Source organism: Agrobacterium sp. ES01 (assembly GCF_050320885.1).
Taxonomy (GTDB): Bacteria; Pseudomonadota; Alphaproteobacteria; order Rhizobiales; family Rhizobiaceae; genus Allorhizobium.
Genome location: NZ_JBNQTH010000010.1, coordinates 18512 through 41800, shown reverse-complemented (window position 1 = coordinate 41800; position 23289 = coordinate 18512). Strand labels below are relative to the sequence as shown.

Genomic DNA, 23289 nt, shown 5'->3' with positions numbered 1-23289 from the left:
TAGGGCAAACACAATAAAGACTGCCGTCACGGAGACCATTCGGGATCTTCTATCGATGCACAGGCATTGTTTCCGCGTGGCGGCAGTTTGTGGCATTGGCGTCTTCCAGATTTGCTCAACGTAGGGCATTTTTTATTCATCAGTCGTTGAATACATGCCTCTACTGGTCTATCTTGTCAATATATATAAGGAAAGAGCGTTGAAATCAGGTGAACACGGGAAAACGCGCACCCGCGGGCGTCCCAGACGGGGCCAGGAGCATGACGGCGGGGAACTTCTCGACGCGGCCCTTGCATGTTTTGCCGAGCATGGCTTCGAGAAAACCTCTCTGAGGACAATTGCCGCACGCGCTGGCGTGGACGTCGCATTGATCTCTTATCGCTTCGGCTCAAAAATGGGCCTTTGGACCGCGGTAGTCGATTCGGTGGCCAACGACAGCGTCACCCGCATGGCTATCTGGCCGGAACAGCACCGAGAGCTTTCGCCCGAATTGCAAATGGAGCAACTTTGCACCGGCATGGTGGAAATGATGGCCGAGCGCCCTCTCTTCGCCCAGTTGCTGATCAGCGAGATCATGACGACGGGGAAAGGCGAGCGACAGGCATTGATCGTCGACAGGCTGGGGCGGCCAATCTATGCGATGCTTTTCGACCGGATCACAAAGATACGCAATATCGACAAGCACGATGATCCTGATGAGATCGGCATGTCGATCCTCGCTTCAATGTCCATGATCGGCGTTCTGATTTCGACACGTCAGTTCGTTTCAAGCGTTTCCGGAATAGAGGAAGACGACGACACGTTGAAGCGCCGGCTTGCGGCGATGATGTTACGTCTCTTGAAATAGTCTGACCCATCGACACGAGACAGACACGAGATGTCATCGACCGACAATGCGCTCAGATGCGAAATCCGGTGTCTGCCGAAAACAGATTGAGATGAACATCTGAAAACGTGACGGAAATCATGTCCCCCGGCCTCGCGATGGTACGCCCGGCTTGCAAGATCATCACTTCCGGAGTGCCTGCAGTTTCGACATAGCTGTTGGTGCCGGTCATTTCCACGACGCCCACCTGCAACTGTAGAAGCCCTTCGCCATCGGGCACGATTGTCAGATGCTCGGGGCGCAACCCCACCACCAGCTTTTCACCAGCTGGCCTGGCCGTGGACAGGGGGATGCGCTGCGGCACTTCCAGTTCCAGGGTCAGGTTGCGGCCATCCGCATCGACCACTGCAGGAATGAAGTTCATCGCCGGTGAACCGATGAAGCCGGCAACGAATTTGTTGACCGGGCGGTCATAGAGATCGAGCGGTGCGCCCTGCTGCTCGATCACACCCTGTCGCATCACCACCACATGATCGGCCATGGTCATTGCTTCGATCTGGTCATGGGTGACGTAAACGGAAGTTGCACCCAGTCTGTCGTGCAGGGCGCGGATTTCCTTGCGCATATGCACACGCAGCGATGCATCGAGATTGGACAGAGGTTCGTCGAACAAAAACGCCTTGGGGTGCCGGATGATTGCCCGGCTCATCGCGACACGCTGCCTCTGACCACCGGAGAGTTCACGCGGATAGCGATGCATGAGGTCGCCAAGGCCGGTCGTTGCAGCCACTTCTGCGGCGGCCTTCTTTGCTTCGGCCTTCTTCACCCCGCGCACGCGCAGCGAATAGGTCAGATTCTCCTCCACCGTCATATGCGGGTAGAGCGCATAGGACTGGAAAACCATGGCCAGGTCACGCTTGCGCGGTGGAACGTCGTTCATCCGCTCGCCGCCAATGAGCAGGTCACCCGAAGAAATACGCTCCAGCCCGGCAAGCGACCGCAACAATGTCGACTTGCCGCAGCCCGATGGTCCGACCAGCGCGACAAAGGCGCCTCTCTCGATGCGCAGATCGATATTGCGCAGCGCATGATAGGCGCCGTAATATTTGTTGACGCCGTTGAGTTCGATCTGGTGGGTCACTTGAGGGCTCCGGATGTAAGGCCGGATACGATCCGACGCTGCAAGAGAACGAAGACCGCGAGGATCGGTGTCACATAGATCGTCGCAAAGGTCATGATGTTGTTCCATTCATTGGTATTTGGCCCCATGAAGGAATTGAGCCCCACGCTGGCAGGCTGATATTCAACGGCCTGGATGATCGACTTCGAATAGACGAACTCCCCGAAGGCCTGCATGAAGATCAGGATGGCGGAGACCAGGATACCGTTGCGCGCCAATGGCAGGACAATGTTGAAGAAGGCGCCGAGACGCGAACTGCCATCGACCAATGCCGCCTCTTCCAGTTCCAGCGGCACGCTTATGAAGGTTGCCCTCACCAGGACGACAAAAAAGGGCATGCTCTTGGCCGCAATGGCAATGATGACGGCCACGCGGGGATATTCCAGCATCCCGACCTGCGAGAAGCCGACAAAGATCGGTGTGATCATCAGCGAGGCCGGCAGCACCTGCAGCATCAGGATCAGGAACAATCCGGCATCGACCCAGCCATTCCGATAGCGCGCCAGCACATAGGCACAGCCGGTTCCAAGGACGGCAATCAAGGCAACAGCGCCTGCGGCAATGACGAGCGAGTTCCAGAGAAAACGCCCCATATTACGGCTTTCCCAGACATAGGGATAGGAACTCCATTGCGGATCGGCAGGCCAGAAGCTCGGGGGCGTGGCAAACATGGCAGAGCCGCTTTTCACGGTCGTGACATACATCCAGTACAGCGGAAAAAGATAAATAGCGGCGAGCAAGAGCGCGACAGCCAGCATGATCCGGTTTCGGTGAATCTCACTCATCCATGCACCTCCTGACGCGTGGAGCGCACATAAACCAGGGACGCGAACATGACGAAGATGATCATGATGACGGAGATGGTCGCCCCTCGGGCAAAGTCATATTGCTTGAACGACTGGTCCCAGGCCCAATACTGAGCCACATTGGAAGAATTGTTTGGTCCGCCAGAGGTGATGGCGGCAAACAGGTCGAACTGCTGCAGCGTAAAGATCAAGCCCAGTGAGACAACTGCGCCGATGGTCGAACGCATCATGGGCAGGGTTATCGTGTAAAACCGCTGCCAAATGTTGGCGCCATCCAGTTCTGCCGCCTCGTAGAGATCCTTTGGAATGCCGGACAGGCCGACCGACAGCAATATCATGTTGAACGATGTTCCCAGCCATATGTTGGCGATGATCACGGCCCAGAGGGAATAGCTGGGGTCCGACCGCCAGAATATATTGCCGGAGATCAGTCCGCTCTCGCGCAGCATGTAGTTCAGCACGCCGAAATCGCCGGACAGGATCCAGTTCCAGATGGCACCGACGACGAGCCCCGGCATGATCCACGACACGAGAAACAATCCGCGCAGCCAGGAGGCGCCGGGAAAACCGACCCAGAAGAAAAGCGCCAAGGCGAAACCGATCACGAACTGGCCGGCAATCGAGGCCGCGAGGAAGATCGCCGTATTGGTCAAAATCGGCCAGGTTTCCCGTTGGGCGAATAGCGACACATAGTTGTCCCAGCCGACAAAGGGCCGGATCAACTGGCCGAGCGAAAACATGTCCACTTCCTGAAAGCTCATCAAAACATTGTAGAGCAAGGGCAATCCCGACATGACGAACAGGAAGCCGAGCGGAACCCCGACAAGGCCTATGTCGAAGCCTCGCCCATCCCTGAGGCTGGAAAGGATCTTTCGCATTGTTATTCTCCCGGTGGCTGGCCGAACTCCGCTCGGATCGCCCCGCACTTCCCAAGCGTTGGAAATGCGGGGCGCATCCTGCGGGAGGGTTCAATAAGAACAGGCGACCTCAGCCGCCTTGACGTCAGCCCAGCACCGCATCGATCGTCTCGGCAGCCTGGTCTAACGCGTCCTTCGGTGACATCTGGCCGGTCAGCGCTGCCTGGATGGCATCCTGAATTGCCTTGGAGATCTTGGGCCATTGCGGATGCGGACCGCGAGGCTTGGCGTATTTCAGCTGCTCCTGGAAGACTTTCAGCGCCGCGTCTTTCTTCGCATTGCCGGTTTCCGGCAAGGTGATGTCGGAGCGGGCAGGCAACTGACCGTAATTCTTGAACATCTTGTCATCCTGCGAGGCGAAGTATTCCAGCGCCTTGAAAGCCTCCTGCGGATGCTTGGTCGACGAGAAGATCGCCCAGTTGAAATCGCCCATGGCCGAGGACCGCTCGGCGCCCTCTTCGGGAACAGGCAGAAGAGCAACGCGCCAATCGAACTTGGCCTCGTCCGACATGCGATTGAGCTCCCAGGGACCTGAAATGGCCATGGCCGCATTGCCGGAATTGAAGGTGCCGGTCGAGTCCCACTGTCCGCGCGTCAGGCTGTCGGGAGACACCAGCTTTTCGTCCATCAGCGTCTTCCAGGCTTCAAGCGCCTTCACCGAACCCTCCGAATTGATGTCTCGATAACTGCCGCCACCCATTTGTGCCCAAGGCAGAAACTGGAAGGTTCCCTCCTCGCTTGCCTTTGCCGAAAAGGCCAGACCGTAGACGTTCTGTGCGGGATCATTGAGCTTGCGGGCGGCATCGATCAGTTCGGCCCAGGTCTGCGGTGGCTTGTCCGGATCGAGGCCCTTGGCCTTGAACATGTCGGCATTGTAGTAAAGCGCAATGGTATTGGTTGCCTTGGGCACCCCGAAAAGCTTTCCATCCCAGGTGACCGAATTCAGCGGGCCTGGAAAATAGTTGTCCTTGTTGATCACGTTCGAGCCGGCAATCATGTCGGTCAGGTCGAGAAAGGCGCCCCGCGATGCAAAAAGCGCGTGTTCCGGATTATCGATGGCGATGATATCGGGTGCCTGTCCGGTGGAATAGGCGCGCATCGCTTCGCTGACGACGTCATCGAACTGGATCAGGCGGTATTCGACCTTGATACCCGGCTCCTTCTCGTCGAACTCGCGGGCAAGGTTCCAGGCCGGCTGTTCTGGCTTATCAAGGCTCCAGACCGTGATGGTAACTTCATCCTCGGCCATGACGACAGGCGCAAGCGCCGAAACGGAGGCAAACGCGACAACGCCTGCCAGCAGGGATTTCCGAATAGACATGCTCTCCTCCTATGGTTTTCAATGGGACCCGCAGGCTTCCTCCAAGCCTTTGGGCAGTCTCATTGCGGGTCTGCGACGAAGTCCCCTCCCCGGCAATTCTTCAGGTAGTTCAGTGCATGGATCTGCCCGGTCATTTCCAGCGCGTCACGGTAGACCGGGTCGTGCCAGCCCTCGATGTCGATTGCGCCGGACCAGCCGGCAAGCCGCAGTTCTGAAATCACATCGGTCCAGTTCGTATCGCCAAACCCCGGTGTGCGCATGAAAACAAATTTCTCCTTGCCGAAAATGCCGTGCTCGCGGATCACATCCCAGCGGATCGTGGCGTCCTTGCCATGCACATGAAAGATTTTGGGTGCCCATTTGCGGATCTGCGGCAGCGGATCGATCAGGTAGACCATCTGGTGGCAGGGTTCCCATTCGAGCCCGATGTGATCGTCCGGCGTCTCGTTGAACATCAGTTCCCAGGCATCGGGATTGTGGGCGATGTTCCAGTCGCCCGTCTGCCAATTGCCGTCCATGGCACAATTCTCAAAGGCAATCCGGACACCCTTGTCGGCCGCGCGCCGGGCAAGCTCGCTCCAGATCTCCTTGTATCGCGGCAGGCTGTCGGTGAGCGGCTTGCCGCGAATGCGGCCGGTAAAGCCTGCGATACACGACGCTCCGAAATGATGGGCATTGTCGATGCAATCCTTCCATCCCTGCAACGTCTCAAGGTCGACGTCCGTCTCTTCCAGCGGATTGCCAAACATGCCGATGGTCGACATGGTGATATCCCGCTCACCGATTGCATCGCGGCAACGATTGCCCAGTTCTGCCAGATCCTGCTGATTGGTGGTCTGCCAGAAGAACGGCTGGAAGCTCTCGAAACCCATATCGGAAAGCTGCCCTATGCGACGAGCGGCCTCGCCACCGCTGGCGCTGATCATGGTTCCGACACGAATGGATGTTGCGGGATTTGACACGGTATTAGGATCCTTCCTGGGACAGTAGAACTGGCTGGCCGGTCCGAGCGCTTTCGATTGAGCCGAAGACCATGGCGAGACTTTTGATATTGTCGGAGCTGACCGTCTCCGGCTGCCGCCCGCCCTTTATGGCCAAAATGAAGTCGACGACTACGCTGCGGTGGCCGTGGGTCTGGCCCTCATCCGGCGGGAGAGGAACATCGACGGCTTTGTAACCGCGCATCAGCCCGGTGACGTCACCGGCAACCGTTGCTTCGAACCGGTCTTCACCATCCCAGGTCAGCATTCCCCTGGAGCCGACCAGTCGCCAAGCGCTTTCCCAGCTCGTCGGGCGGCCCTCCGCGCACCATGAACCGCGATAGGTGAACACGGCCCCGCCAGAGAGCTGAAAGATCGCATTGGCCGAAGCACCGTGGGCATACCAGGAGCCGGATGGATTGGTCTCGACGCAGTAGACCGAGAGCGGTGTCTTGCCCGACACGAAGCGGGCGGCATCGAAGGTGTGTATGGCCATATCGAGAAGAAGCACATTATCCATAGCATCGCGGAAGCCGCCGAAATGCGGAGCGAGGAAGAAATCGCTGTGAAGCGCGGTCAACTCGCCGATCAAGCCCTCATCGACCGCACGGCGCATACGGCGCACGCCGGCGATGAAGCGACGGTTCTGAACCACGGCATGGATACGGCCCGCTTGCCTGGCAAGCACCATCATCTCGCGTGCTTCTTCCATCGAAGTTGCCAGCGGCTTTTCGGAAAGGACATGACATCCGTGGCGAAGGCCCGTCTGTACCACGGCGCGCCTGGCTCCCGGCACGACGATATCAAACAGCATGTCTGCAGCGGTTTCCTGAAGAACGGTATCGAGGTCACTGCCCACGCAGACTTCGCCAAGGCCGAATTCGGCACCGAGCGCAGTGGCGATGGACGGATCCAGGTCGACCAGACCGACGATCCGGATGGCCTCACTGAGTTCTGGATCTGATTGCAACGCACGAAGCCAGCCTTTGGCCATAGCTCCGCATCCGCATATCACGGCTTTGAATGACAATAATTCCTCCCATTGACCGGCTCGGGAACTCCCCTTCCCGCACGGTCCGTAAACGTTTACGATACTATGAACAGCTTGCGCGTTGTGTCAATAGACATCGTAAACGTTATCGGAAGCGGTTTGCCGAAAGGGACCTCGCATGAAAGGCATACGCAAGCTGGCTGACCATCTCGATCTATCGATCGGTACGGTTTCGCGCGCGCTGAATGGAAAGCCCGACGTCAACAAGGAGACCCGGGAACGGGTCTTGAAGGCGGCCGAGGCCTATGGCTATGTCGCCAATCAGGCAGGTCGCTCACTGCGCAAGGGATCAACGGGCATCATCGGCTTCGTGATGGAAACAAGCCATGACGTAACCGGCCAGGGCGGCACATTCTTCATGACGGTGTTCGACGGGGTCCAGGCCGTCCTTGCGCGCCACAAGCTCGATCTTGTGGTGCTGTTGTGCTCATCGGAAGAAGACCCGGATGACTATCTGAGGCGCAATGTGGCGCGTGGCTTTGCCGATGGAATTATCCTCAGCGCTACCCGCCGCCAGGATCACCGCTTTGAGATACTGCACCGCGCCGATATCCCTTTCATCACCCTCGGCCGCAGCCTTATCGATGTCGGACAACCATCATTCGACCTCGACTTCGAGGGCATCGCGCAGGCGTCCGTGGAGCGTCTTGTCGCCCATGGACACACCAATATTGCCATCAGCCGTCCGCCCGGAGAAATCAATCTTGGCTACGTCTTCGAGGCCAGTTGCCGGGAGGCTCTGGCACGGCACGGACTGGCGCTCGACCAGCAGAATGTGTTCCGCACGAGACCCAACGAAAGAGGCGGCTATCAGCTGGCGCAGGAACTGGTTGCACGCAAGGAACGACCGACGGCCATCGTGCTCGTCAACGAGGCAACCGTTGTCGGCTTCTACCACGGACTGGAGGAAGCCGGATTGCGACCGGGCAAGGACATTGCTGTCATCGGTCAGTACAGCCCCCAGGCGCAATTCCTGGTGCCGAAACTGTCCTGCTTTCGCCAATCGCTGAGAGATCTGGGCATCTCACTTGCCGAGACTTTGCTGTCCACCATGCCGGCCTTTGCCGAGCTCTATCCCGACGTCACGCATCGCCAGCTCTGGCCGATGGAATTCATCGAAGGCGAAAGCGACAGCTTTCGCCTGTAGTCGACGGTCTTCCCTCACACAGCCAGGAACCCTCCATCGACCGGTAGAACGGCACCTGTGATCATGCTGCTGTCATCCGAGAGAAGCATGGCAATGCTGGCGGCGACATCGTCAGCCTCGGCAAAACGCCCAAGCGGGTGGCGCACCATCATCGGCTCGCTCTTGGCCGGGTCGCTCCAGGCTTCGACCGCCAGGTCCGTCAGGGTGATCGTTGGCGCGACCGCATTGACGCGGATATTGTGTGGACCGAGTTCCCTCGCCATCACGCGCGTGGCGCCTTCAAGACCGGCTTTCGAGGCGGCATAGCACAGATGCTCGGTAGAACCGCGATGTCCGGCGATGGAGGTGATATTGACGATTGCACCGCCGCCGCCTGCCGCCCGACGCGCCCGTGCGAATTCCTGGCAGGTAATCAGCGCTGCCCGAAGATTGATCCCCAGCACGGCCTCATAGCCCTCATCGCTCATGTCGAATGTGCTCTCGAGCACGTTGATGCCGGCACTGTTGATGAGGAAATCAGCAGTGCCGGCCTTGGCCATTGCGGCGCGGGCGGCCTTGGGGTCTTTCAGATCAACGCTGACAGTCCGGCAACCGATTTCCGCTTTCAGGCTGTCGAGATCGGCTTGGGTACGACTAAGTGCAATGACCTCGGCGCCACGCTTGGCCATGAGCTGCGCACAGGCGCGGCCGATCCCCTTGCCTGCACCGGTAATGATGACGGATTTGCCGGAAAATTGCATGATGCCTCCACTGGCTTGAATATGATCGAGGTCAGGCGAGGAGCGGCGCTGGTCACGATCAGCGCTCCTCTTGGCTAGAGTGTCAAACCCTGTCGAACGCCGTCGGCAGGACGATCATGTCACGGATGGTAACCGTCCGCTTGCGGGTCAGCATGTATTCGACCGCATCTGCCACCTCTTCCGGGTCGATCAGCGCGCCCGCCTCTTTGGCCTTGCGCAGGTTTTCCTCCGGCCAATCGGCCAGAAGCGCCGACACCACGGGTCCGGGCGATACTTGCCCCACGCGAACGCCATGCGGGATCATCTGGCGCCGCATGGTTTGAACGAAGCAGGTGACGGCCCATTTCGACGCGGTATAGACGGGCTCCCAATAGGCCGGAAAGTGGCCGGCAATCGAGCAGGTGACGATAATGTCGCCGGTCTTTCTTTCCATCATGTGCGGCACCACCGCGTGAATGTTCTTCATGACCGCATTGACGTTCAGGTTCAGCATCCGGTCGATTGTGGCCGGATCGGTGTCGACCAGATCGCCGCCGATATAGGTCCCGGCATTGCAATAGAGGATATCGATATGATCGACCTTTTGCAGGATCTCGGCGACCATGGCATTGCAGCTGTCAAAATCGAGCAGGTCGGTCACCTGAGGAACAGCTTTAGAGCCAAAGCGTGCGGCGAGTTCGGCCAGCGCCTGCGCGTTGCGGTCGACCATGACCACGGTCGCCCCGGCTGCGAGAAGCTTCTCGGTTGTTGCAAGCCCGATGCCCGAGGCCGCACCGGTGATGGCCGCGATTTTGCCTTCCAGCGATACAGACATTCTTTTCTCCTAGAATCTGGATCTTAAATAAAACACGTGTTTGTCGTTGCGATCGGAGCGCCGCGTGGGCGGCGGCGTTGCGGACCGGCTGTCGTTGACCAAGATTCAGCGCCACTCGCGGCCGATATAGATGGCGAGCAGGATGATGAATCCCTTGATGACGTCCTGCAGATACGGGTTGATCCCCACCAGATTCAGACCGTTGTTGAGAATGCCAAGAAGGACCGCCCCGATCAGCGTGCCAAGCACGAGACCGCGTCCGCCGGCAATCGCGGTCCCGCCGAGCACGACGGAAGCGATGGCATCCAGTTCGAAGCCGACCCCGGCATTGGGCTGGCCGGACATCAGCCGTCCGGTGAGGATCACGGCTGCAAGTGCAGAGGTCAGTCCCGAAATCGCATAGACGGCAAACTTCACATATTGGGTCTTCACCCCGGACAGCTTTGCCGCCGTTTCATTGCCGCCGATGGCATAGACGTGGCGGCCGAAGGGTGTGCGCTGAAGCAGGACCCAGGCGAGGCCATAGACCACGAACATCAAGATGACGGGAACCGGAACCGTGCCGATGCGCCCGATCCCGAACCAGGCGATCCAGGATGGAAGACCGCTGATGGGATAGCCGCCCGAGTAGATCAGGCCCAGACCACGGGCGATCCCCATCGTGGCCAGCGTGACGATGATCGCCGGCATCCGCCCCCATGCGACCAAAGCACCGTTGAAGAAGCCGAGACCGAGGCCAACGCCCAGCCCACCCAGAAGCCCGACCCAGCCGGGCAGCCCCATATTGACCATCAGGCCTGCCGCAATCGTTCCAGCCAGTGCCATGACCGCACCGACAGACAGATCGATCCCGCCGGTCAGGATGACGAAGGTCATTCCAACGGCCAGGATGCCGACAATGGAAACCTGCCTCAGCACGTTGAAGATGTTCGACACGCTGAAGAAGTTGTCGCTGGCCAGCCCCATCAGGATCGAAACGACGATCAGTCCGGCCAGGGGCAGAAGAAGCGGCGAATGCAGCAGCCAGCTCCAGTTCCTGTCGCGTGTCTTGTCGTGTGCGTCGGCCGCACTGGCGTTTGCATCATGCGACATTGAGAACCCTCCCGGTGGTTGCATGGCTCATTATTTCTTCTGAATTGATACTCTTGCCCGCGACCGTGGCGACGATCCCGCCCTGACGGAAGACACAGACCCTGTCGGACATGCCGACGACTTCCGGGAGCTCCGAAGAGATCATGATGATGGCGTGACCCTGGGCGGTGAATTCCCGCATCAGCTGATAGATTTCGGCCTTGGCGCCGACGTCGATGCCGCGAGTTGGCTCATCGAAGATCAGGATCTTCATATCGTGGTTCAACCAGCGCGCGATCACCACTTTTTGTTGATTGCCGCCCGACAAGGTGTCGACCCGCGCATGGGCGCCCTGTGCCTTCACCTGCACCTGCTCCATGGCAGTTTGCGTGCAGGCCAGTTCCTTGTTCATATCGATGAAGAAGCGGGCTGCCCGGTATTTTCCGTAATTGTTGAGGGAGACATTCTGCACGATGGAAAAGCTGGTAATCAGCCCTTCCGTCTTGCGGCTCTCCGGCAAAAGCCCGATGCCTCGGGCCAGTCCATCTGCGGGTGAGGAAAGACGGGTTTCGATGCCGTCGATCTGCAATTTGCAACGGGTGGCAGGATAAGCGCCAAGCATGGCAAGCGCGGTTTCCGTTCGGCCGGAACCGACCAGGCCTGCAAAACCCAGGATCTCGCCCTCGCGCAGCGCGAATGTCGAGACCGGGCCGCCCTTTCGCAGCTGGATTTCCTTGACCTCAAGGCATATCGCCGCGTTCGGTCTCGGCTCGGGCTTCGGCGGAAAGCTGTTCTCGATGCGGCGGCCGACCATCATTTCGACCAGTCGGTCATTGTCGACATCCGCGACCGGACAGGAGGCGACAAACTCACCGTCGCGCAACACCGTGATGCGGTCGCAGATCTCGAAGATTTCCTCCAGATGGTGGGATATGAAAACGATTGCGACGCCCTGATTGCGCAGCTCCCGCATGACCTTGAACAGATGCTCGACTTCCGATGGCGTAAGCGTCGCCGTTGGCTCATCCAGCACGAGGATCCGTGCATTGAGAGACAGGGCCTTGGCGATCTCCACGAACTGCTGTTCGGCGACCGAAAGCCGGCCAACCGGCACATCGAGCGGAAGATCGACGTCGAGTTGCTGCAGGATTTCCTCGGCGCGCCTGCGCATCGCCTTGCGGTCCAGCAAGCCGAACCGATTGCTGATCTCACGCGCCAGGAACATGTTTTCCACCGCTGTGAGATAAGGGATCAGGCTGAACTCCTGAAAGACGATGCCGATGCCGGCTTCAATCGCCTCATCGTAATTGGCAAAGCGGCATGGCTTGCCGTCGACACTGATCGTGCCTTCGCTCGGACCGAAAATCCCGCAGACAATCTTCATCAGGGTCGATTTTCCGGCTCCATTCTCGCCCAGGAGTGCATGGATCTCGCCCGCCTTAACGTGGAGATCGACGCCGTGCAGAACCTCGATTCTGCCGAAGCTTTTCTTGATCCCGTTCAATTCCAGCATGATCTGCTCCTGAGCATGGACGATGGCGGCATCGCCCCCGGCTCCAAGCGAGCACGGGGGCGATTGGGAGGAAATGTTACCAGCTGAAGTCAGCTGCGTTCTTGGAGTCGACGACACGAACGTCGATCGGCACTTCCTTTGGAACCACGCGCGCACCCCACTTCTGGGCGAGCGCCATGGCGAGGCCGACGCGAACCTGATCGCGCGGGAACTGCGCCGTGGTTTCGATGAATGGCGTACCATCGCTGATCGCCTTGACCGCTTCCGGCGCACCATCAACCGAGGTCAGCTTGATGTCCTTGCCGGATCCCTGGATGGCCGAGAGCGCACCCATTGCACCGCCATCATTGACGGAGAAGATACCAGCGAGATCGGGATGCGACTGGATCATGTTCTCAACCACGCCCAATGCGACCGAGCGGTCCTGACGTCCATTCTGCGTATCGACCAGCTTGATGTCCTTGAACTCTTCCAGGGCTGCCTTGCAGCCTTCGACGCGCTGCAGGATGGGGATAACGGGAATGCCGTCCAGGATGGCGACCTCGCCTTTGCCACCCAGCGCATCGCCGAGATATTTGCAGGACTGGTAGCCCGCATCACGGTTCTTGGAGCCGACAAATGTATCGACCGGACCGGCGGCATTGGCATCGACGGCCACGACGATGACGTTTTGTTGCTTGGCCATCGTCACGGCGGACTCGACCCCGGCGCTATCGGTCGGATTGAGCAGGAGAATATCGATACCCTGCTGCAGCATGTCTTCGACGTCGGAGATCTGCTTGGCCACATCATGGCCGGCATCGGTCACGATCACTTCGGCGCCAAGGCTTTTGGCCGCCTCATCCAGCGCCTCCTTCATGGACACGAAATAGGGATTGTTCATCTCCTGAAAGGTCATGCCGATTTTCAGCTTGCCGTCCTGGGCCATGGCTGGCAGCGCGGTGGTCGCGGCAAGGGCTGCAACCGACAATGTTTTCGTCAGAATATTCATTTTAAATCCTCCCATTGCTTACGGGCAGGCAAAGACCACCCGTTTCCGGACGACCCCATGTCGCCCGAATTCCTCAGTTTCCGTGTTTCGTCAGCGCTTAGTCGGCCATGGCCAGAGCCCCGTTGGCCGCAAACGTCGTCCTGAATTGCGAGGGCGACATGCCCTTGAGCTTCAGGAAGTGACGATTGAAATTCGACAGGTTCGAAAACCCGACTTCGTAGCAGATCTCGGCCACCTTGATTTCTTCTGAATCGAGAAGAAGCTGGCAGGCCAGATCGATCCGTAACTGGTTCTTGTAGCGAACGAGCGTCGTCCCCGTGTGTCGCTTGAAGGCACGCGAAAAGGCGCTTGCGCTTTGACCTACGATATCTGCCAGTTCGCCCTCGCCGACCGGTTCGGTCAGGTGCTCTCGCAGATAGGCGATGGCCCGATTGACCCCGCTGGCATCGATATCGGAAAGGTCGAGTTCGTAGCTCAGGCTTGCCAGCACTTCCGGCTCCGGCGCCTGCGCCAGGGTATCGAGCACCTGCCAGAATAGCGAAAGTCGCTTCAGGCCACGTGCTTCGATCAACTGCTCCATGAGCGGGCGAACGGCCGCGCTCGTGCCGTCATCGAACAGCAGGCCGCGATGGCTGCGATCCAGCAGCGGCCGGATGACATCCATCTCCGGCATCGTGGCGCAGGCGTCCTCGATGAAGTTCTCGGCAAACTGTATGACCAGTGAGCGCGCCGGGACAATTTCGTCCGACTGCACATCGCTGATCCAGTTTTGCGGCAGGTTCGGGCCCGTCATGATCAGCTGGCCAGGTTCGAAGTCGCCAATGAAGTCGCCAATGTAGAATTTGCCGCTGGTCGCCGCGATCAGATGGATTTCATATTCGGGATGATAGTGCCAACGGACAGTCCGGAAAGGATAGCCGTGCATCCATGCCGCAAAGGACTCGCCTTTGCGAATATGAACAAGCTCGAGATCCGGCTGCATCATGGCTCCTCCCTTCCCGTCGACTGCCTTTCGGCGTGTATCGTGGCTCCCCCCACGACCTCGGCGTAGTCGAAACACTAAGCTGCTATCGGTGTCGTTCTCAACATCACCACAGGAAATATACTGATACTTTTTTGACGCCTCAGAGCAGATAAAACGGGAGAGAGGGGAGCGTGGTCAAGGGAGAGATTGCCGCAGTGCAGGACATCGATACCGCAACGCAACCTGATAACCGTAGGATTTCGACCTAAATTGAGGAAATGACTGGCGAAAGCCGATGGATTTCGAGCCTCTGCATCAAGGGGACCGGTGAGATAAGCACCATACGACCCTTATACTTTTCTTACAGGCACCCGCAGTGAAACGCAGATTTTTCATCAGTGTGGCGAACCCTCAAGAATGGCCGGGCCTGCCTTGCGGCAAGGCCCAGCCGCTGATCGGTCAATCCGGCATGACGATCTGTAGTTTGACGTCTGTTTCGCGCGCCTCAACGGCACGGTCGAAGGCCGCAATGCTGTCGGCAAAGGGCAGTGTATCCGAGATCAGAGGCTTGAGATCGACTTTGCCGGAGGCCATCAGGGCAACGGCGCGATCATAGACATTGGCGTAGCGGAACACGGTTTCGACCCGCAATTCCTTGGCCTGCAGGCCGACGATATCGACGGGAGCCGGATCAACCGGCATGCCGACCAGGACGATCGCACCGCCCGGACGGGCAAGCTTGTCCACACCCAGGATCGCCGGCGCTGCACCCGAGCATTCGAAAACAACATCGGCGCCCCAGCCGCCCGTCGCCTCAGCCACCGCCTCAACGGCCGGACGGTTTCGAATATTGACCGTCTCGATACCGTCATAGGCACCGATGATGTCGAGCTTGGGCTGGGCGAGATCCGCTACGATGACCTTGGCGCAACCGCCGGCAAGGGCAGCAAGCGCCACCATCATGCCGATCGGGCCAGCGCCCGTGACCACGGCGATATCGCCAGGTTGGATGCGGGCGCGCAGCGCCGCCTGCATGCCGATGGCGAAGGGTTCGACCATCGCACCTTCCGCGAAGCTGACCGTATCCGGCAGCTTGTAGGTGAAGGCGGCGGGATGGATCACTTCCGGCATCAGGCAACCATGGATCGGGGGCGTGGCCCAAAACCGCACTGCGGGATCGACATTGTAGATCCCGAGCTTGGATGCCCGCGAGGTAAAATCGGGTATACCCGGCTCCATGCAGACCCGATCTCCCGCTTTCAGGTCAGTGACCTCTGATCCTGTCTCGGTCACGGTGCCAGAGGCCTCATGACCCAGGATCATGGGCTCGTGAACGACGAAATGGCCGATCTTGCCATGGCTGTAATAGTGAACATCGGAACCGCAAATGCCGACCGTGTGGATCTTGATCCGCACGTCCTTCGGGCCCAGTGCGGTCGGGACGTCGAAGTCGCGAAGCGACAGCTCGCCCTTCTTCTCCAGGACCAGTGCTTGCATGTCATGCCCTCCCTTTCGAATTCAAAATCATCGCAGCCATTCCGCTTACGGTGACCTTTCGCTAATCCCTTTCAAAGTCCCGCGTAAACAAAAAATCGTGTTTCATTGTCGACAAATTTTGCTGCGGTGAAAAAAGTATCGGAGCGCGTCGAAGGGTGTATCAAGGGAGCGACAAGGCAGCATAGTCCCTCTCGCCCGACATCAGGCAGCGCAGGGTTGCAACCGGTGGAGACGACGCAAGGCAAACGCCAAGACGGCGTTAAAGCACATCGAGATGACGCGACGCCTCACGCCATTTCTGTGCATAGGCTGCCATTGTCGCATCGGGATTGACCGTTGCACTGGATAAAGCCTGATCCGGATTATGGCTTCCAGCCACCAGCATCGCCGCGCCAATGCTCGTACCGGTTCCGGCCACCGCAGACACGCCTCTGCCCGTGGCGGAGGCCAGCATGTCCAGATAGACGGGATTATCGGCGAACGGTCCCTCAACAAAGGTTGTCCCTTTGGCACCCGTCATTTCGAGTCCTGTCGCCGTCATCAGCGCGAGATAACAAGAGACGGCGCAAAAACGCTCTCCATCCGTCAGCAATGCCTCATCGACCGTCCAGCTGTATTCTCTGCCCGGGAAAGGTCCGGAGCGCGTTTCCACCGCTGGCAACAGCATGGCCTCGCGCTCCATGACCGACGCGACATCTTGCGGACGGTAATCGCGCGAGACGCCCTTGAGCATACGCTCAAATTCACGACCGCCCATGAAGCGTGCCGAGGGCACAGGATCGCCAAATGCGTTGACGTTGATCAGCGTGTCGCGGGCAGGATCGAGCGCGGCGTCAACGCCACCGATTGCAAAGGAGATGACCCAGGTGCCGGTGGACACGACGGAGAAAGGGGGCTGCCGGACCGCGAGATGGGCATACAGAGATGCGTTGGAATCGTGAATTCCGCAATAGACCTTCGCACCCTGGAAGATGCCCGTCGACGCCGCAACAGTTGGCAGGATGGTGCCGAGGCAATCTGACGCCTTTGCAACCGGCGCCATCAAATCGGTCCAGTCCATCTTGTCGACCAGCGACGAAAAGCTCTTTGCCCGTGGGCACCAAAGGTCGGTGTGACAGCCCAGCGACGTGACCTCGTTCACGGCCTTTCCGCTCAGCCGGAATGCCCAGTATTGCGGGTAGGTGACGATGGTCTCGGTACGCTGCCGAATGTCTGGAAAGGCAGTGAACTGCCAGAATAACTGCGCTCCGAGATTGAGGCCCATAGGCAGACGTGGCGATCCGGTTTCATCAAAATGCGGACGGACGGCATCATAGTCTGCGCTCAGCGCGTCCGGTGCGCCATGCTCGTAGTCGAGAACGGGCGCTGCCAGTTCGCCGCTGTGGTCGAGAAGTGCGGCAGAGGCTCCGTGGGTGGTGACCGTGATGGCGTCGATGGGCCTCAGCATCTGCAGCTCTTGCAGGGCCGTCAGCATGAACTGCCACAAGCCGTCTGTGTCGTAATGTGGATAAGGCGGGCGCGCCAGCACCGTATTCGACTGCCTGCGCACAGCGACTTCGCTGAGCGTCTCAGAATCGACCAACGCCACCTTGGCATTGGTCTTGCCGATATCGATGACGGCGACGTGGCGGTGTTTGCCCATCGTTCAATCCATGTGAAAGACGGGTTTCAGGTCGACCGAGAGCGGCTCTTGGTTCGCATTCGTCGCCATGATGTCGGCCATATGAGCCCACCACTTCTGCATCACCGGATGGTCTGGAAGGGAGGCCATGGTGTGGTCCCTCCGCCGCCAGAGAACGGCGAACAGGGTGTGGGTGTCCTCGTCGAGAAAGATGGAGTAGTCGTTGACGCCCGCCTCATGCAGCAAATCCACCAGTTCCGGCCAGATCTGGTCATGCCGACGCTTGTATTCCTCGGCCATCCCCGGATTGAGCACCATCTTGAACGCGTGCTTTTCCATGCCATCCCGGCTCATGCGCGCTTCTCCATCACCTTGCGATAGACGATGGGGAGCGCGATGACGAAGATCAAAAGCGCGCCGATGAAGATCGACATGACGATGCCCGGGACATTGAGAAGACCGAGGCCGAACGTCACCAGCCCCATGATGAAGGCCGCGATCACGACGCCCTGTATGGTCCCGGAACCGCCAAGGATAGAGACACCCCCAAGCACCACCATGGTGACGACCTCCAGTTCCCAGCCGACAGCAATGGAGGGACGCGTCGAGGCAAGGCGTGAGGTGAGCAGCACCGCTGCAATGCCCGACATCAGGCCGGTGAGACAAAAGAGCAGAAACTTCACCCGTTCCACGCGCACTCCGGAGAACCGCGCCGCAACGGGATTATTGCCGATGACAAAGATGTGGCGGCCGAAATTCGTCCTGTGCAACAGGATATAGTACAGCAGGGCAAATCCGAGGAAGAGCACAAATTCGAACGATACCACCCACCAGACATAGCCCTGACCGAAGAAATCGAAGCTGGCTGGATAGCCTTTGAAGGCCTGGTCTCCGAGAACGATATAGGAAATGCCACGGAAGAAACTCATCGTGCCGATGGTGACGACAATCGACGGCAGGCCGAGACCGGTAACGAGAAATCCATTGAAGGCACCGCACACCAGGCCGGTCGTGATGCCAATTGCAACAAGCCCCGGTGTACCGATGCCAAATTGCAGCGCAAACCCCATGGCGGTAGAGGCAAGGGCAATGATCGAGGCGACCGACAGGTCGATTTCCCCCGAGATGATCAATAGCGCCATAGCCAGTGCAATGATGGCCTTTTCGGTGAAGTTGAATGTGGCGTCCGAAAGCGACCAGGGCGACAGAAAATACGGTGAGGCGAACGAGTTCACCACGAACAGACCAATGGCCACGATCAGCAGCAGCGTCGGCCATGAGACGATGGCACCGCGAAGCGGGCTGTCCAGCCTGTCGGGAATATGACGGGTTTCGTGCGTTATATCGCTCATGACGGCACCTCTGTCTGGCGAAGGATTAACCTGTTGCCGCGCTTCTCTCCGCGCGCATTGACGACGACTGCCAGAATGATCGCAGCGCCCGAGATCGCCATCTGCCAGAAGGGCGAAACATTGATGACCGGAAGGGCGACATTGATCACGCCCAGGAACAGCGCACCGAGGATCGCGCCGGCAACGGTGCCGACACCGCCCGCAATCGATATGCCGCCGATGACACAGGCTGCAACGATGGTGAGTTCATAGCCTTTGGCGACTTCGACAGAACCGATCACATAACGGGATACCCACAGATATCCGCAGAATCCGGAGACGGCGCCCGAAATCAGGAAGGCAGAAAACTTGGTGCGACCGACATTGATGCCGGCATAGACCGACGCTGTTGGGTTGACGCCGATGGCGTAGATTGCACGGCCCAGCGATGTGCGCGTCATCAGTAAGAAGAAGCCGACAGCAACCACGATGGCATACCAGGACAGAAGAGGCAGTCCCAGAACCTCGATGCGGGTATATTGAACGAAGGCCGGGCTCATCGCGTCCGCGTTCACCCATTGCCCGCCGGCAATCAGGAAGATCATGCCCCGGTAGATGGTGAGCGTTCCCAGCGTGACGACAATGGCGGGGATGTCGAGCAGCCAGATCAACAGACCGTTGAAAGCACCCAACAGCAAACCACATATGACGGCAAACAGCATCAGTGCAGGGATCGGAATGCCGGGATAGGCAGCATTGATCAGCGCGACGATCATCCCCGTCAAGGCGAGGTTGGATGCCATGGAAAGGTCGATCGAGCGCGTCAGAATAACCGCCATCTGCCCGAGCGCCAGGATGATCAGCATGGCGGTATCATTGAAGATTCCGGCCAGATTGCCGAGCGAGGCAAAGCCCGGTGCGCGCAGATTTGTGGCCAGAATCATTGCAGCAACAATGATGGCAAGCCAGAATTCGCGGGTGCGTAAAAGCGTGGTCATGCAGCCTTCTCCCCAATGCCGGCGGCCGCGCGGACAAGAACCTCCGCGTTGAAGCCGCCATCGCTTTCCACGACGGTTGCGATACGTCCTTCCCGCATGACAATGATCCGGTCGCTCATGCCCATCACTTCGGGCAGTTCCGAGGAGACCATGATGACGGCCAGCCCATTGGCAGCCAGTTCGCTCATGAAGGCATGCACTGCGGCCTTGGAGCCGATGTCGATGCCCTTTGTCGGCTCATCGAGAATGATTACGCGCGGCTGAGTGGCCAACCACTTGGCAATCACGATTTTTTGCTGGTTGCCGCCGGACAGGGTGCCTACATTCTGGCTCAGCGATGCGGCTCTGAGATCGAGACGTGTGGCATATTCCCGGGCCAGCGCAAATTCCTCAGCCATCCTCAAGAACCCGCTTCTCGATGTCCGGGCCAGCGAGGGCAGCGATATGTTCTGGACAATCGGCAGGTCAACGACCACGCCCTGCTTGCCGCGTTCCTCGGGCACATAGACAATGCCGTTCTCGATTGCCTCGGCCGGGCTGCGGATGACGGCAATGTCGTCTCCGATGCGTACAGCACCCTTGGATGGCTTGGTGATCCCGATCAGCGCCTGCATCAACTCGCTTCGCCCCGCACCGACAAGGCCGTAGAAGCCGAGGATTTCGCCCTTGCGCAACGTGAAGCCGATATCGGCGAATTCGGTGGGATGGCAATAACCGGAGACCGTCAGCACAGGTTCCCCCAATTCCACCTGCTGCTTCGGGAAGACCCGATCGACCGAGCGGCCCACCATCATCTGTACGATCTCGTCCTGCCCGGTGTCGGCGAGCATTCCGTGGCCCACCAGTTCGCCGTCACGAAACACCGTATAGCGGTCGGCGATGCGGTAGATCTCGTCGAACTTGTGGCTGATGAAAAGCACCGCCTTGCCATTCTTCTTCAACAGCTCGATCAAGGCAAAGAGATCCTCGATCTCCTTGTAGGACAGCGCTGCGGTGGGCTCGTCCATGATGACGATGTCGGCATTGATGGACAAGGCGCGCGCGACCGCCACCAGATGTTTGTTGGCTATGCTCAGATCCTTCAATCGTGCGTCCGGCAAAATATGCCCTGCCCCGATATCGTCCAGCAGTGTCTTGGCCTTCTGACGCATGGTCTTCCAGTCCACCGTTTTGAACCGGGTCTTCGGCGCATGACCGAGGAAAATGTTCTCAGCCACGCTCAACTCGTCGAAAAGCACCGTTTCCTGATGGATTGCAGTGATGCCGAGCTTGAAGGCCGCATGCGGCGACGAGAGCGATACGGGATTGCCGTCGATCGAAATCTCGCCTTCGTCCGGCTGATAAATACCGGTCATGGTCTTCACCAGCGTCGATTTGCCAGCACCATTTTCACCGATCAGTGCTGTAACTTGGCCGGGATAGAGGTCCAGCGCCACCTGATTGAGCGCGCGGACACCCGGAAAGGTTTTCGTGATGCCGGTCAGGCTTATCTTCGGCTTTGCTATGCCGGAGACGACCTCCGGCTTTTTGAGCGGCAATGTCATGAGCGTGGCGCTTCGTCTGTTTCTGTTTCAACGACTGACCAGGAGCAGGTCGGACCAATGGATCGAGGTCCGACCAATCCCGTGTCCGCCCGAAATGCCGGCGGCGCAAACGCCACCGGCCGTTCCCGGCAGGGATCAGTAGATCTTCGAGAACTCGTCGATGTTGGACTTGTCGAAGGTGTATGGGGCCGCCATCGGTGCCGAGTTTGTGTCGTCAAGTGTGATCTCGCCAACCTTGCCGATTGCGAATGTCTCGCCGGGCTTGGCTTCCTTGCCGCCGATCAGTGCATGGCTCAGATAGACGGCGGAGTAGCCGAGATCGATCGGGTTCCACAACGCCACGGCCTGCGAAGCGCCATTGTCGATGAACTGCTTGAACTCGGATGGCAATGCGAGGCCCGTTACGTTGATCTTGCCGATCAGGTTCTGGTCGGTCACCACCTGGGCGGCTGCAACGACGCCGACAGTGGTCGGCGCGATGATTGCCTTCAGATCCGGGTAGCTGGAAATCAGACCCTTGGCTTCGTTGGTGCTCTTCACCGAATCATCGTCGCCATAGACCACGGAGACCAGATTGATGTTCGGGAATTTTTCCGGAAGGACCTTCTTGGCAGCGTCGATCCAGGCATTCTGGTTGGTCGCCGTCGAAGAGGCCGACAGGATCGCAACATCGCCGCCATCCGGCAGATAGTCGGCTGCCAGCTTGATGATGGTCTCGCCAATCAGATTCGTATCCGACGGATTGAGGTGCAACATCCGGCCTTCAGCCGCAACACCGGAATCCCACGAAATGACCTTGATGCCGCGGTCCATGGCCTTTTTCAGGGCCGGCACGAGAGCATCCGGATCATTGGCCGAAATGGCAATAGCATCGACATTCTGGGCGATGAGCGAGTTGACGATCTCGATTTGACCTTCGGCTGTCGCCGAGGTCGGTCCGGTATAGATGACCTCGATGTCGCCGATTTCCTTGGCCGCTTCCTCCGCACCCTTGGCTGCGGCGTCAAAGAAGCCGTTGCCGAGTGATTTCACCACAAGAGCGATGCGCTCCTGTGCCATGGCCGGCGCCGCCAGCATGGTCGCCGCAATCGCGGTGGTCATGGCCAATGTCTTTAGAATATTCATGCGTTGTTCCTCCTCCCAATAAGGTCCAAAGCCTCCGGCGCGTCATGCGACCGAGGCTGTCTTTTCACTTCCTGCCTTATCCGCAATGACCAGGCCCACCCCTGCATTCTCCAGCATGAGGCGGTCTTCGTCGCGAATTCCGTTGTCCGTTATGATTGTTGTGATGCGCTCCAGACGGCAAAGAATAAGGCTGGAACGCTTCTTGAACTTCGAGGAATCGGCCAGCACGACCAGTTCATCCGCCTGATCGATCAGCTTCTGTTCTGCCTGTATCAGCAGTGGATCTGCTTCCATCAGACCCAGATGACCCAGCCCCTGGGCACCCATAAACATGCGTTTTGCATAAAAATTGCGCGTCACGTCGTTATCGAACGGGCTCAGAATGATATTCTGTTCTCGGTAGATCACGCCGCCCGACAGCATGATCGTGTTCTTTGAATGCTTCAGCAGATGTTCCGCGATTGGGAACGAGTTGGTGAAGACCTGACACCGCTTGCTTGCCAGTGGATGCACCATCTGGAACGTCGTGGTACCGCCATTGATGATGATCGGATCGCCATCCTGGCAAAGCTCGACCGCCTTGAGCGCGATTGCGCGCTTTTGAGCAGTATTGATCGATTCATTGACGCTGAACGGTCGCCCGGCAAGACCGACGAATTGCGGTGGATTGACCGATTCGGCACCACCACGAACGCGCCGCAGTTTTTTCTGCACATGCAAGGTGGCGATATCACGCCGGATCGTCGCCTCTGAAGACGCCGTCAACTCGACCATCTCCTGCACGGTGACGACAGGTTTTTCCTGCACCGCTGACAAGATGATTCTGTGGCGTTCGGTCTCGTGCATTTGCTT

The 23289-nt window shown here is 58.6% G+C and carries 22 protein-coding genes; 2 read left to right on the top strand and 20 right to left on the bottom strand.

Annotated features, from left to right (window positions below; genetic code table 11):
- The first annotated feature begins 199 nt into the window (after window positions 1-199).
- Window positions 200-847 carry a TetR/AcrR family transcriptional regulator gene (locus ACQQ2Q_RS20745; RefSeq protein WP_428189044.1) on the top strand — a complete coding sequence of 216 codons (648 nt, stop codon included), beginning with the start codon at window positions 200-202 and terminating at the stop codon, window positions 845-847.
- A gap of 52 nt (window positions 848-899) precedes the next feature.
- Here the strand turns inward: ACQQ2Q_RS20745 and ACQQ2Q_RS20740 are convergent, their stop codons facing one another.
- The 6 genes from ACQQ2Q_RS20740 to ACQQ2Q_RS20715 all read right to left on the bottom strand — a co-directional run bounded on the left by ACQQ2Q_RS20740 (window position 900) and on the right by ACQQ2Q_RS20715 (window position 7060).
- On the bottom strand, window positions 900-1967 hold the full coding sequence (locus tag ACQQ2Q_RS20740; protein ID WP_428189043.1) for an ABC transporter ATP-binding protein: 1068 nt from the start codon (window positions 1965-1967) through the stop codon (window positions 900-902).
- Window positions 1964-2791: a carbohydrate ABC transporter permease gene (locus ACQQ2Q_RS20735; protein WP_428189042.1), complete on the bottom strand. Its 828-nt coding sequence runs from the start codon at window positions 2789-2791 to the stop codon at window positions 1964-1966. Before ACQQ2Q_RS20735 ends, ACQQ2Q_RS20740 begins: the two co-directional genes overlap by 4 nt.
- Window positions 2788-3690 (bottom strand): carbohydrate ABC transporter permease, encoded by a 903-nt coding sequence (locus ACQQ2Q_RS20730; protein ID WP_428189041.1) that lies wholly within the window; start codon window positions 3688-3690, stop codon window positions 2788-2790. Before ACQQ2Q_RS20730 ends, ACQQ2Q_RS20735 begins: the two co-directional genes overlap by 4 nt.
- A gap of 124 nt (window positions 3691-3814) precedes the next feature.
- Complete coding sequence (locus tag ACQQ2Q_RS20725; RefSeq protein WP_428189040.1) at window positions 3815-5050, bottom strand: ABC transporter substrate-binding protein; 1236 nt, start codon at window positions 5048-5050, stop codon at window positions 3815-3817.
- Window positions 5051-5109: 59 nt separating this feature from the next.
- Window positions 5110-6012, bottom strand: a complete 903-nt coding sequence (locus tag ACQQ2Q_RS20720; RefSeq protein ID WP_428189039.1) for a sugar phosphate isomerase/epimerase family protein — start codon at window positions 6010-6012, stop codon at window positions 5110-5112.
- Between the two features lie 4 nt (window positions 6013-6016).
- Window positions 6017-7060 (bottom strand): Gfo/Idh/MocA family protein, encoded by a 1044-nt coding sequence (locus ACQQ2Q_RS20715; protein WP_428189038.1) that lies wholly within the window; start codon window positions 7058-7060, stop codon window positions 6017-6019.
- Between the two features lie 139 nt (window positions 7061-7199).
- Here ACQQ2Q_RS20715 and ACQQ2Q_RS20710 point away from each other — a divergent pair, with 139 nt between their 5' ends.
- Window positions 7200-8228 carry a LacI family DNA-binding transcriptional regulator gene (locus tag ACQQ2Q_RS20710; protein ID WP_428189037.1) on the top strand — a complete coding sequence of 343 codons (1029 nt, stop codon included), beginning with the start codon at window positions 7200-7202 and terminating at the stop codon, window positions 8226-8228.
- 14 nt (window positions 8229-8242) lie between these two features.
- Here ACQQ2Q_RS20710 and ACQQ2Q_RS20705 read toward each other — a convergent pair whose 3' ends face one another.
- From ACQQ2Q_RS20705 to ACQQ2Q_RS20640, 14 genes are all read right to left on the bottom strand, one after another.
- A complete protein-coding gene (locus tag ACQQ2Q_RS20705) occupies window positions 8243-8968 on the bottom strand; it encodes an SDR family oxidoreductase (RefSeq protein WP_428189036.1) in 726 nt (241 codons plus the stop codon).
- Between the two features lie 82 nt (window positions 8969-9050).
- Entirely contained in the window at window positions 9051-9782 is a 732-nt protein-coding gene (locus tag ACQQ2Q_RS20700; RefSeq protein WP_428189035.1) for an SDR family oxidoreductase, read from the bottom strand.
- A gap of 105 nt (window positions 9783-9887) precedes the next feature.
- Window positions 9888-10874 (bottom strand): ABC transporter permease, encoded by a 987-nt coding sequence (locus ACQQ2Q_RS20695; protein ID WP_428189034.1) that lies wholly within the window; start codon window positions 10872-10874, stop codon window positions 9888-9890.
- Window positions 10864-12366 (bottom strand): sugar ABC transporter ATP-binding protein, encoded by a 1503-nt coding sequence (locus ACQQ2Q_RS20690; RefSeq protein ID WP_428189033.1) that lies wholly within the window; start codon window positions 12364-12366, stop codon window positions 10864-10866. The genes ACQQ2Q_RS20695 and ACQQ2Q_RS20690 overlap by 11 nt, the downstream gene beginning before the upstream one ends.
- Window positions 12367-12442: 76 nt before the next feature.
- Window positions 12443-13357, bottom strand: coding sequence for an ABC transporter substrate-binding protein (locus ACQQ2Q_RS20685; protein WP_428189032.1), 915 nt, complete (start codon window positions 13355-13357; stop codon window positions 12443-12445).
- Window positions 13358-13454: 97 nt separating this feature from the next.
- Window positions 13455-14339 carry an AraC family transcriptional regulator gene (locus tag ACQQ2Q_RS20680; RefSeq protein ID WP_428189100.1) on the bottom strand — a complete coding sequence of 295 codons (885 nt, stop codon included), beginning with the start codon at window positions 14337-14339 and terminating at the stop codon, window positions 13455-13457.
- A 441-nt stretch (window positions 14340-14780) separates the two neighbouring features.
- The gene (locus ACQQ2Q_RS20675; RefSeq protein WP_428189031.1) at window positions 14781-15818 is read right to left on the bottom strand and encodes an NAD(P)-dependent alcohol dehydrogenase; all 1038 of its coding nucleotides are present in this window, start codon (window positions 15816-15818) and stop codon (window positions 14781-14783) included.
- 259 nt (window positions 15819-16077) lie between these two features.
- A complete protein-coding gene (locus ACQQ2Q_RS20670; RefSeq protein WP_428189030.1) occupies window positions 16078-17460 on the bottom strand; it encodes an FGGY-family carbohydrate kinase in 1383 nt (460 codons plus the stop codon).
- Between the two features lie 3 nt (window positions 17461-17463).
- On the bottom strand, window positions 17464-17793 hold the full coding sequence (gene rhaM, locus ACQQ2Q_RS20665; RefSeq protein WP_428189029.1) for an L-rhamnose mutarotase: 330 nt from the start codon (window positions 17791-17793) through the stop codon (window positions 17464-17466).
- Window positions 17790-18791 (bottom strand): ABC transporter permease, encoded by a 1002-nt coding sequence (locus ACQQ2Q_RS20660; protein WP_428189028.1) that lies wholly within the window; start codon window positions 18789-18791, stop codon window positions 17790-17792. Before ACQQ2Q_RS20660 ends, rhaM begins: the two co-directional genes overlap by 4 nt.
- On the bottom strand, window positions 18788-19768 hold the full coding sequence (locus tag ACQQ2Q_RS20655; RefSeq protein ID WP_428189027.1) for an ABC transporter permease: 981 nt from the start codon (window positions 19766-19768) through the stop codon (window positions 18788-18790). The genes ACQQ2Q_RS20660 and ACQQ2Q_RS20655 overlap by 4 nt, the downstream gene beginning before the upstream one ends.
- A complete protein-coding gene (locus tag ACQQ2Q_RS20650) occupies window positions 19765-21312 on the bottom strand; it encodes a sugar ABC transporter ATP-binding protein (RefSeq protein ID WP_428189026.1) in 1548 nt (515 codons plus the stop codon). Before ACQQ2Q_RS20650 ends, ACQQ2Q_RS20655 begins: the two co-directional genes overlap by 4 nt.
- A 135-nt stretch (window positions 21313-21447) precedes the next feature.
- The gene (rhaS, locus tag ACQQ2Q_RS20645) at window positions 21448-22437 is read right to left on the bottom strand and encodes a rhamnose ABC transporter substrate-binding protein (protein WP_428189025.1); all 990 of its coding nucleotides are present in this window, start codon (window positions 22435-22437) and stop codon (window positions 21448-21450) included.
- 42 nt (window positions 22438-22479) lie between these two features.
- Window positions 22480-23283, bottom strand: a complete 804-nt coding sequence (locus tag ACQQ2Q_RS20640; protein ID WP_428189024.1) for a DeoR/GlpR family DNA-binding transcription regulator — start codon at window positions 23281-23283, stop codon at window positions 22480-22482.
- Window positions 23284-23289 lie beyond the last annotated feature (6 nt).

Bases quoted from the DNA above. Each gene is read 5' to 3' on its own strand.
- ACQQ2Q_RS20680 (WP_428189100.1), bottom strand. From the start codon at position 14,339: ATGCAGCCGGATCTCGAGCTTGTTCATATTCGCAAAGGCGAGTCCTTT.
- ACQQ2Q_RS20670 (WP_428189030.1), bottom strand. From the start codon at position 17,460: ATGGGCAAACACCGCCACGTCGCCGTCATCGATATCGGCAAGACCAAT.
- ACQQ2Q_RS20695 (WP_428189034.1), bottom strand. From the start codon at position 10,874: ATGTCGCATGATGCAAACGCCAGTGCGGCCGACGCACACGACAAGACA.
- ACQQ2Q_RS20675 (WP_428189031.1), bottom strand. From the start codon at position 15,818: ATGCAAGCACTGGTCCTGGAGAAGAAGGGCGAGCTGTCGCTTCGCGAC.
- ACQQ2Q_RS20700 (WP_428189035.1), bottom strand. From the start codon at position 9,782: ATGTCTGTATCGCTGGAAGGCAAAATCGCGGCCATCACCGGTGCGGCC.
- ACQQ2Q_RS20650 (WP_428189026.1), bottom strand. From the start codon at position 21,312: ATGACATTGCCGCTCAAAAAGCCGGAGGTCGTCTCCGGCATAGCAAAG.
- rhaM (WP_428189029.1), bottom strand. From the start codon at position 17,793: ATGAGCCGGGATGGCATGGAAAAGCACGCGTTCAAGATGGTGCTCAAT.
- ACQQ2Q_RS20735 (WP_428189042.1), bottom strand. From the start codon at position 2,791: ATGAGTGAGATTCACCGAAACCGGATCATGCTGGCTGTCGCGCTCTTG.
- ACQQ2Q_RS20660 (WP_428189028.1), bottom strand. From the start codon at position 18,791: ATGAGCGATATAACGCACGAAACCCGTCATATTCCCGACAGGCTGGAC.
- rhaS (WP_428189025.1), bottom strand. From the start codon at position 22,437: ATGAATATTCTAAAGACATTGGCCATGACCACCGCGATTGCGGCGACC.
- ACQQ2Q_RS20705 (WP_428189036.1), bottom strand. From the start codon at position 8,968: ATGCAATTTTCCGGCAAATCCGTCATCATTACCGGTGCAGGCAAGGGG.
- ACQQ2Q_RS20730 (WP_428189041.1), bottom strand. From the start codon at position 3,690: ATGCGAAAGATCCTTTCCAGCCTCAGGGATGGGCGAGGCTTCGACATA.
- ACQQ2Q_RS20640 (WP_428189024.1), bottom strand. From the start codon at position 23,283: ATGCACGAGACCGAACGCCACAGAATCATCTTGTCAGCGGTGCAGGAA.
- ACQQ2Q_RS20690 (WP_428189033.1), bottom strand. From the start codon at position 12,366: ATGCTGGAATTGAACGGGATCAAGAAAAGCTTCGGCAGAATCGAGGTT.
- ACQQ2Q_RS20710 (WP_428189037.1), top strand. From the start codon at position 7,200: ATGAAAGGCATACGCAAGCTGGCTGACCATCTCGATCTATCGATCGGT.
- ACQQ2Q_RS20685 (WP_428189032.1), bottom strand. From the start codon at position 13,357: ATGAATATTCTGACGAAAACATTGTCGGTTGCAGCCCTTGCCGCGACC.
- ACQQ2Q_RS20655 (WP_428189027.1), bottom strand. From the start codon at position 19,768: ATGACCACGCTTTTACGCACCCGCGAATTCTGGCTTGCCATCATTGTT.
- ACQQ2Q_RS20725 (WP_428189040.1), bottom strand. From the start codon at position 5,050: ATGTCTATTCGGAAATCCCTGCTGGCAGGCGTTGTCGCGTTTGCCTCC.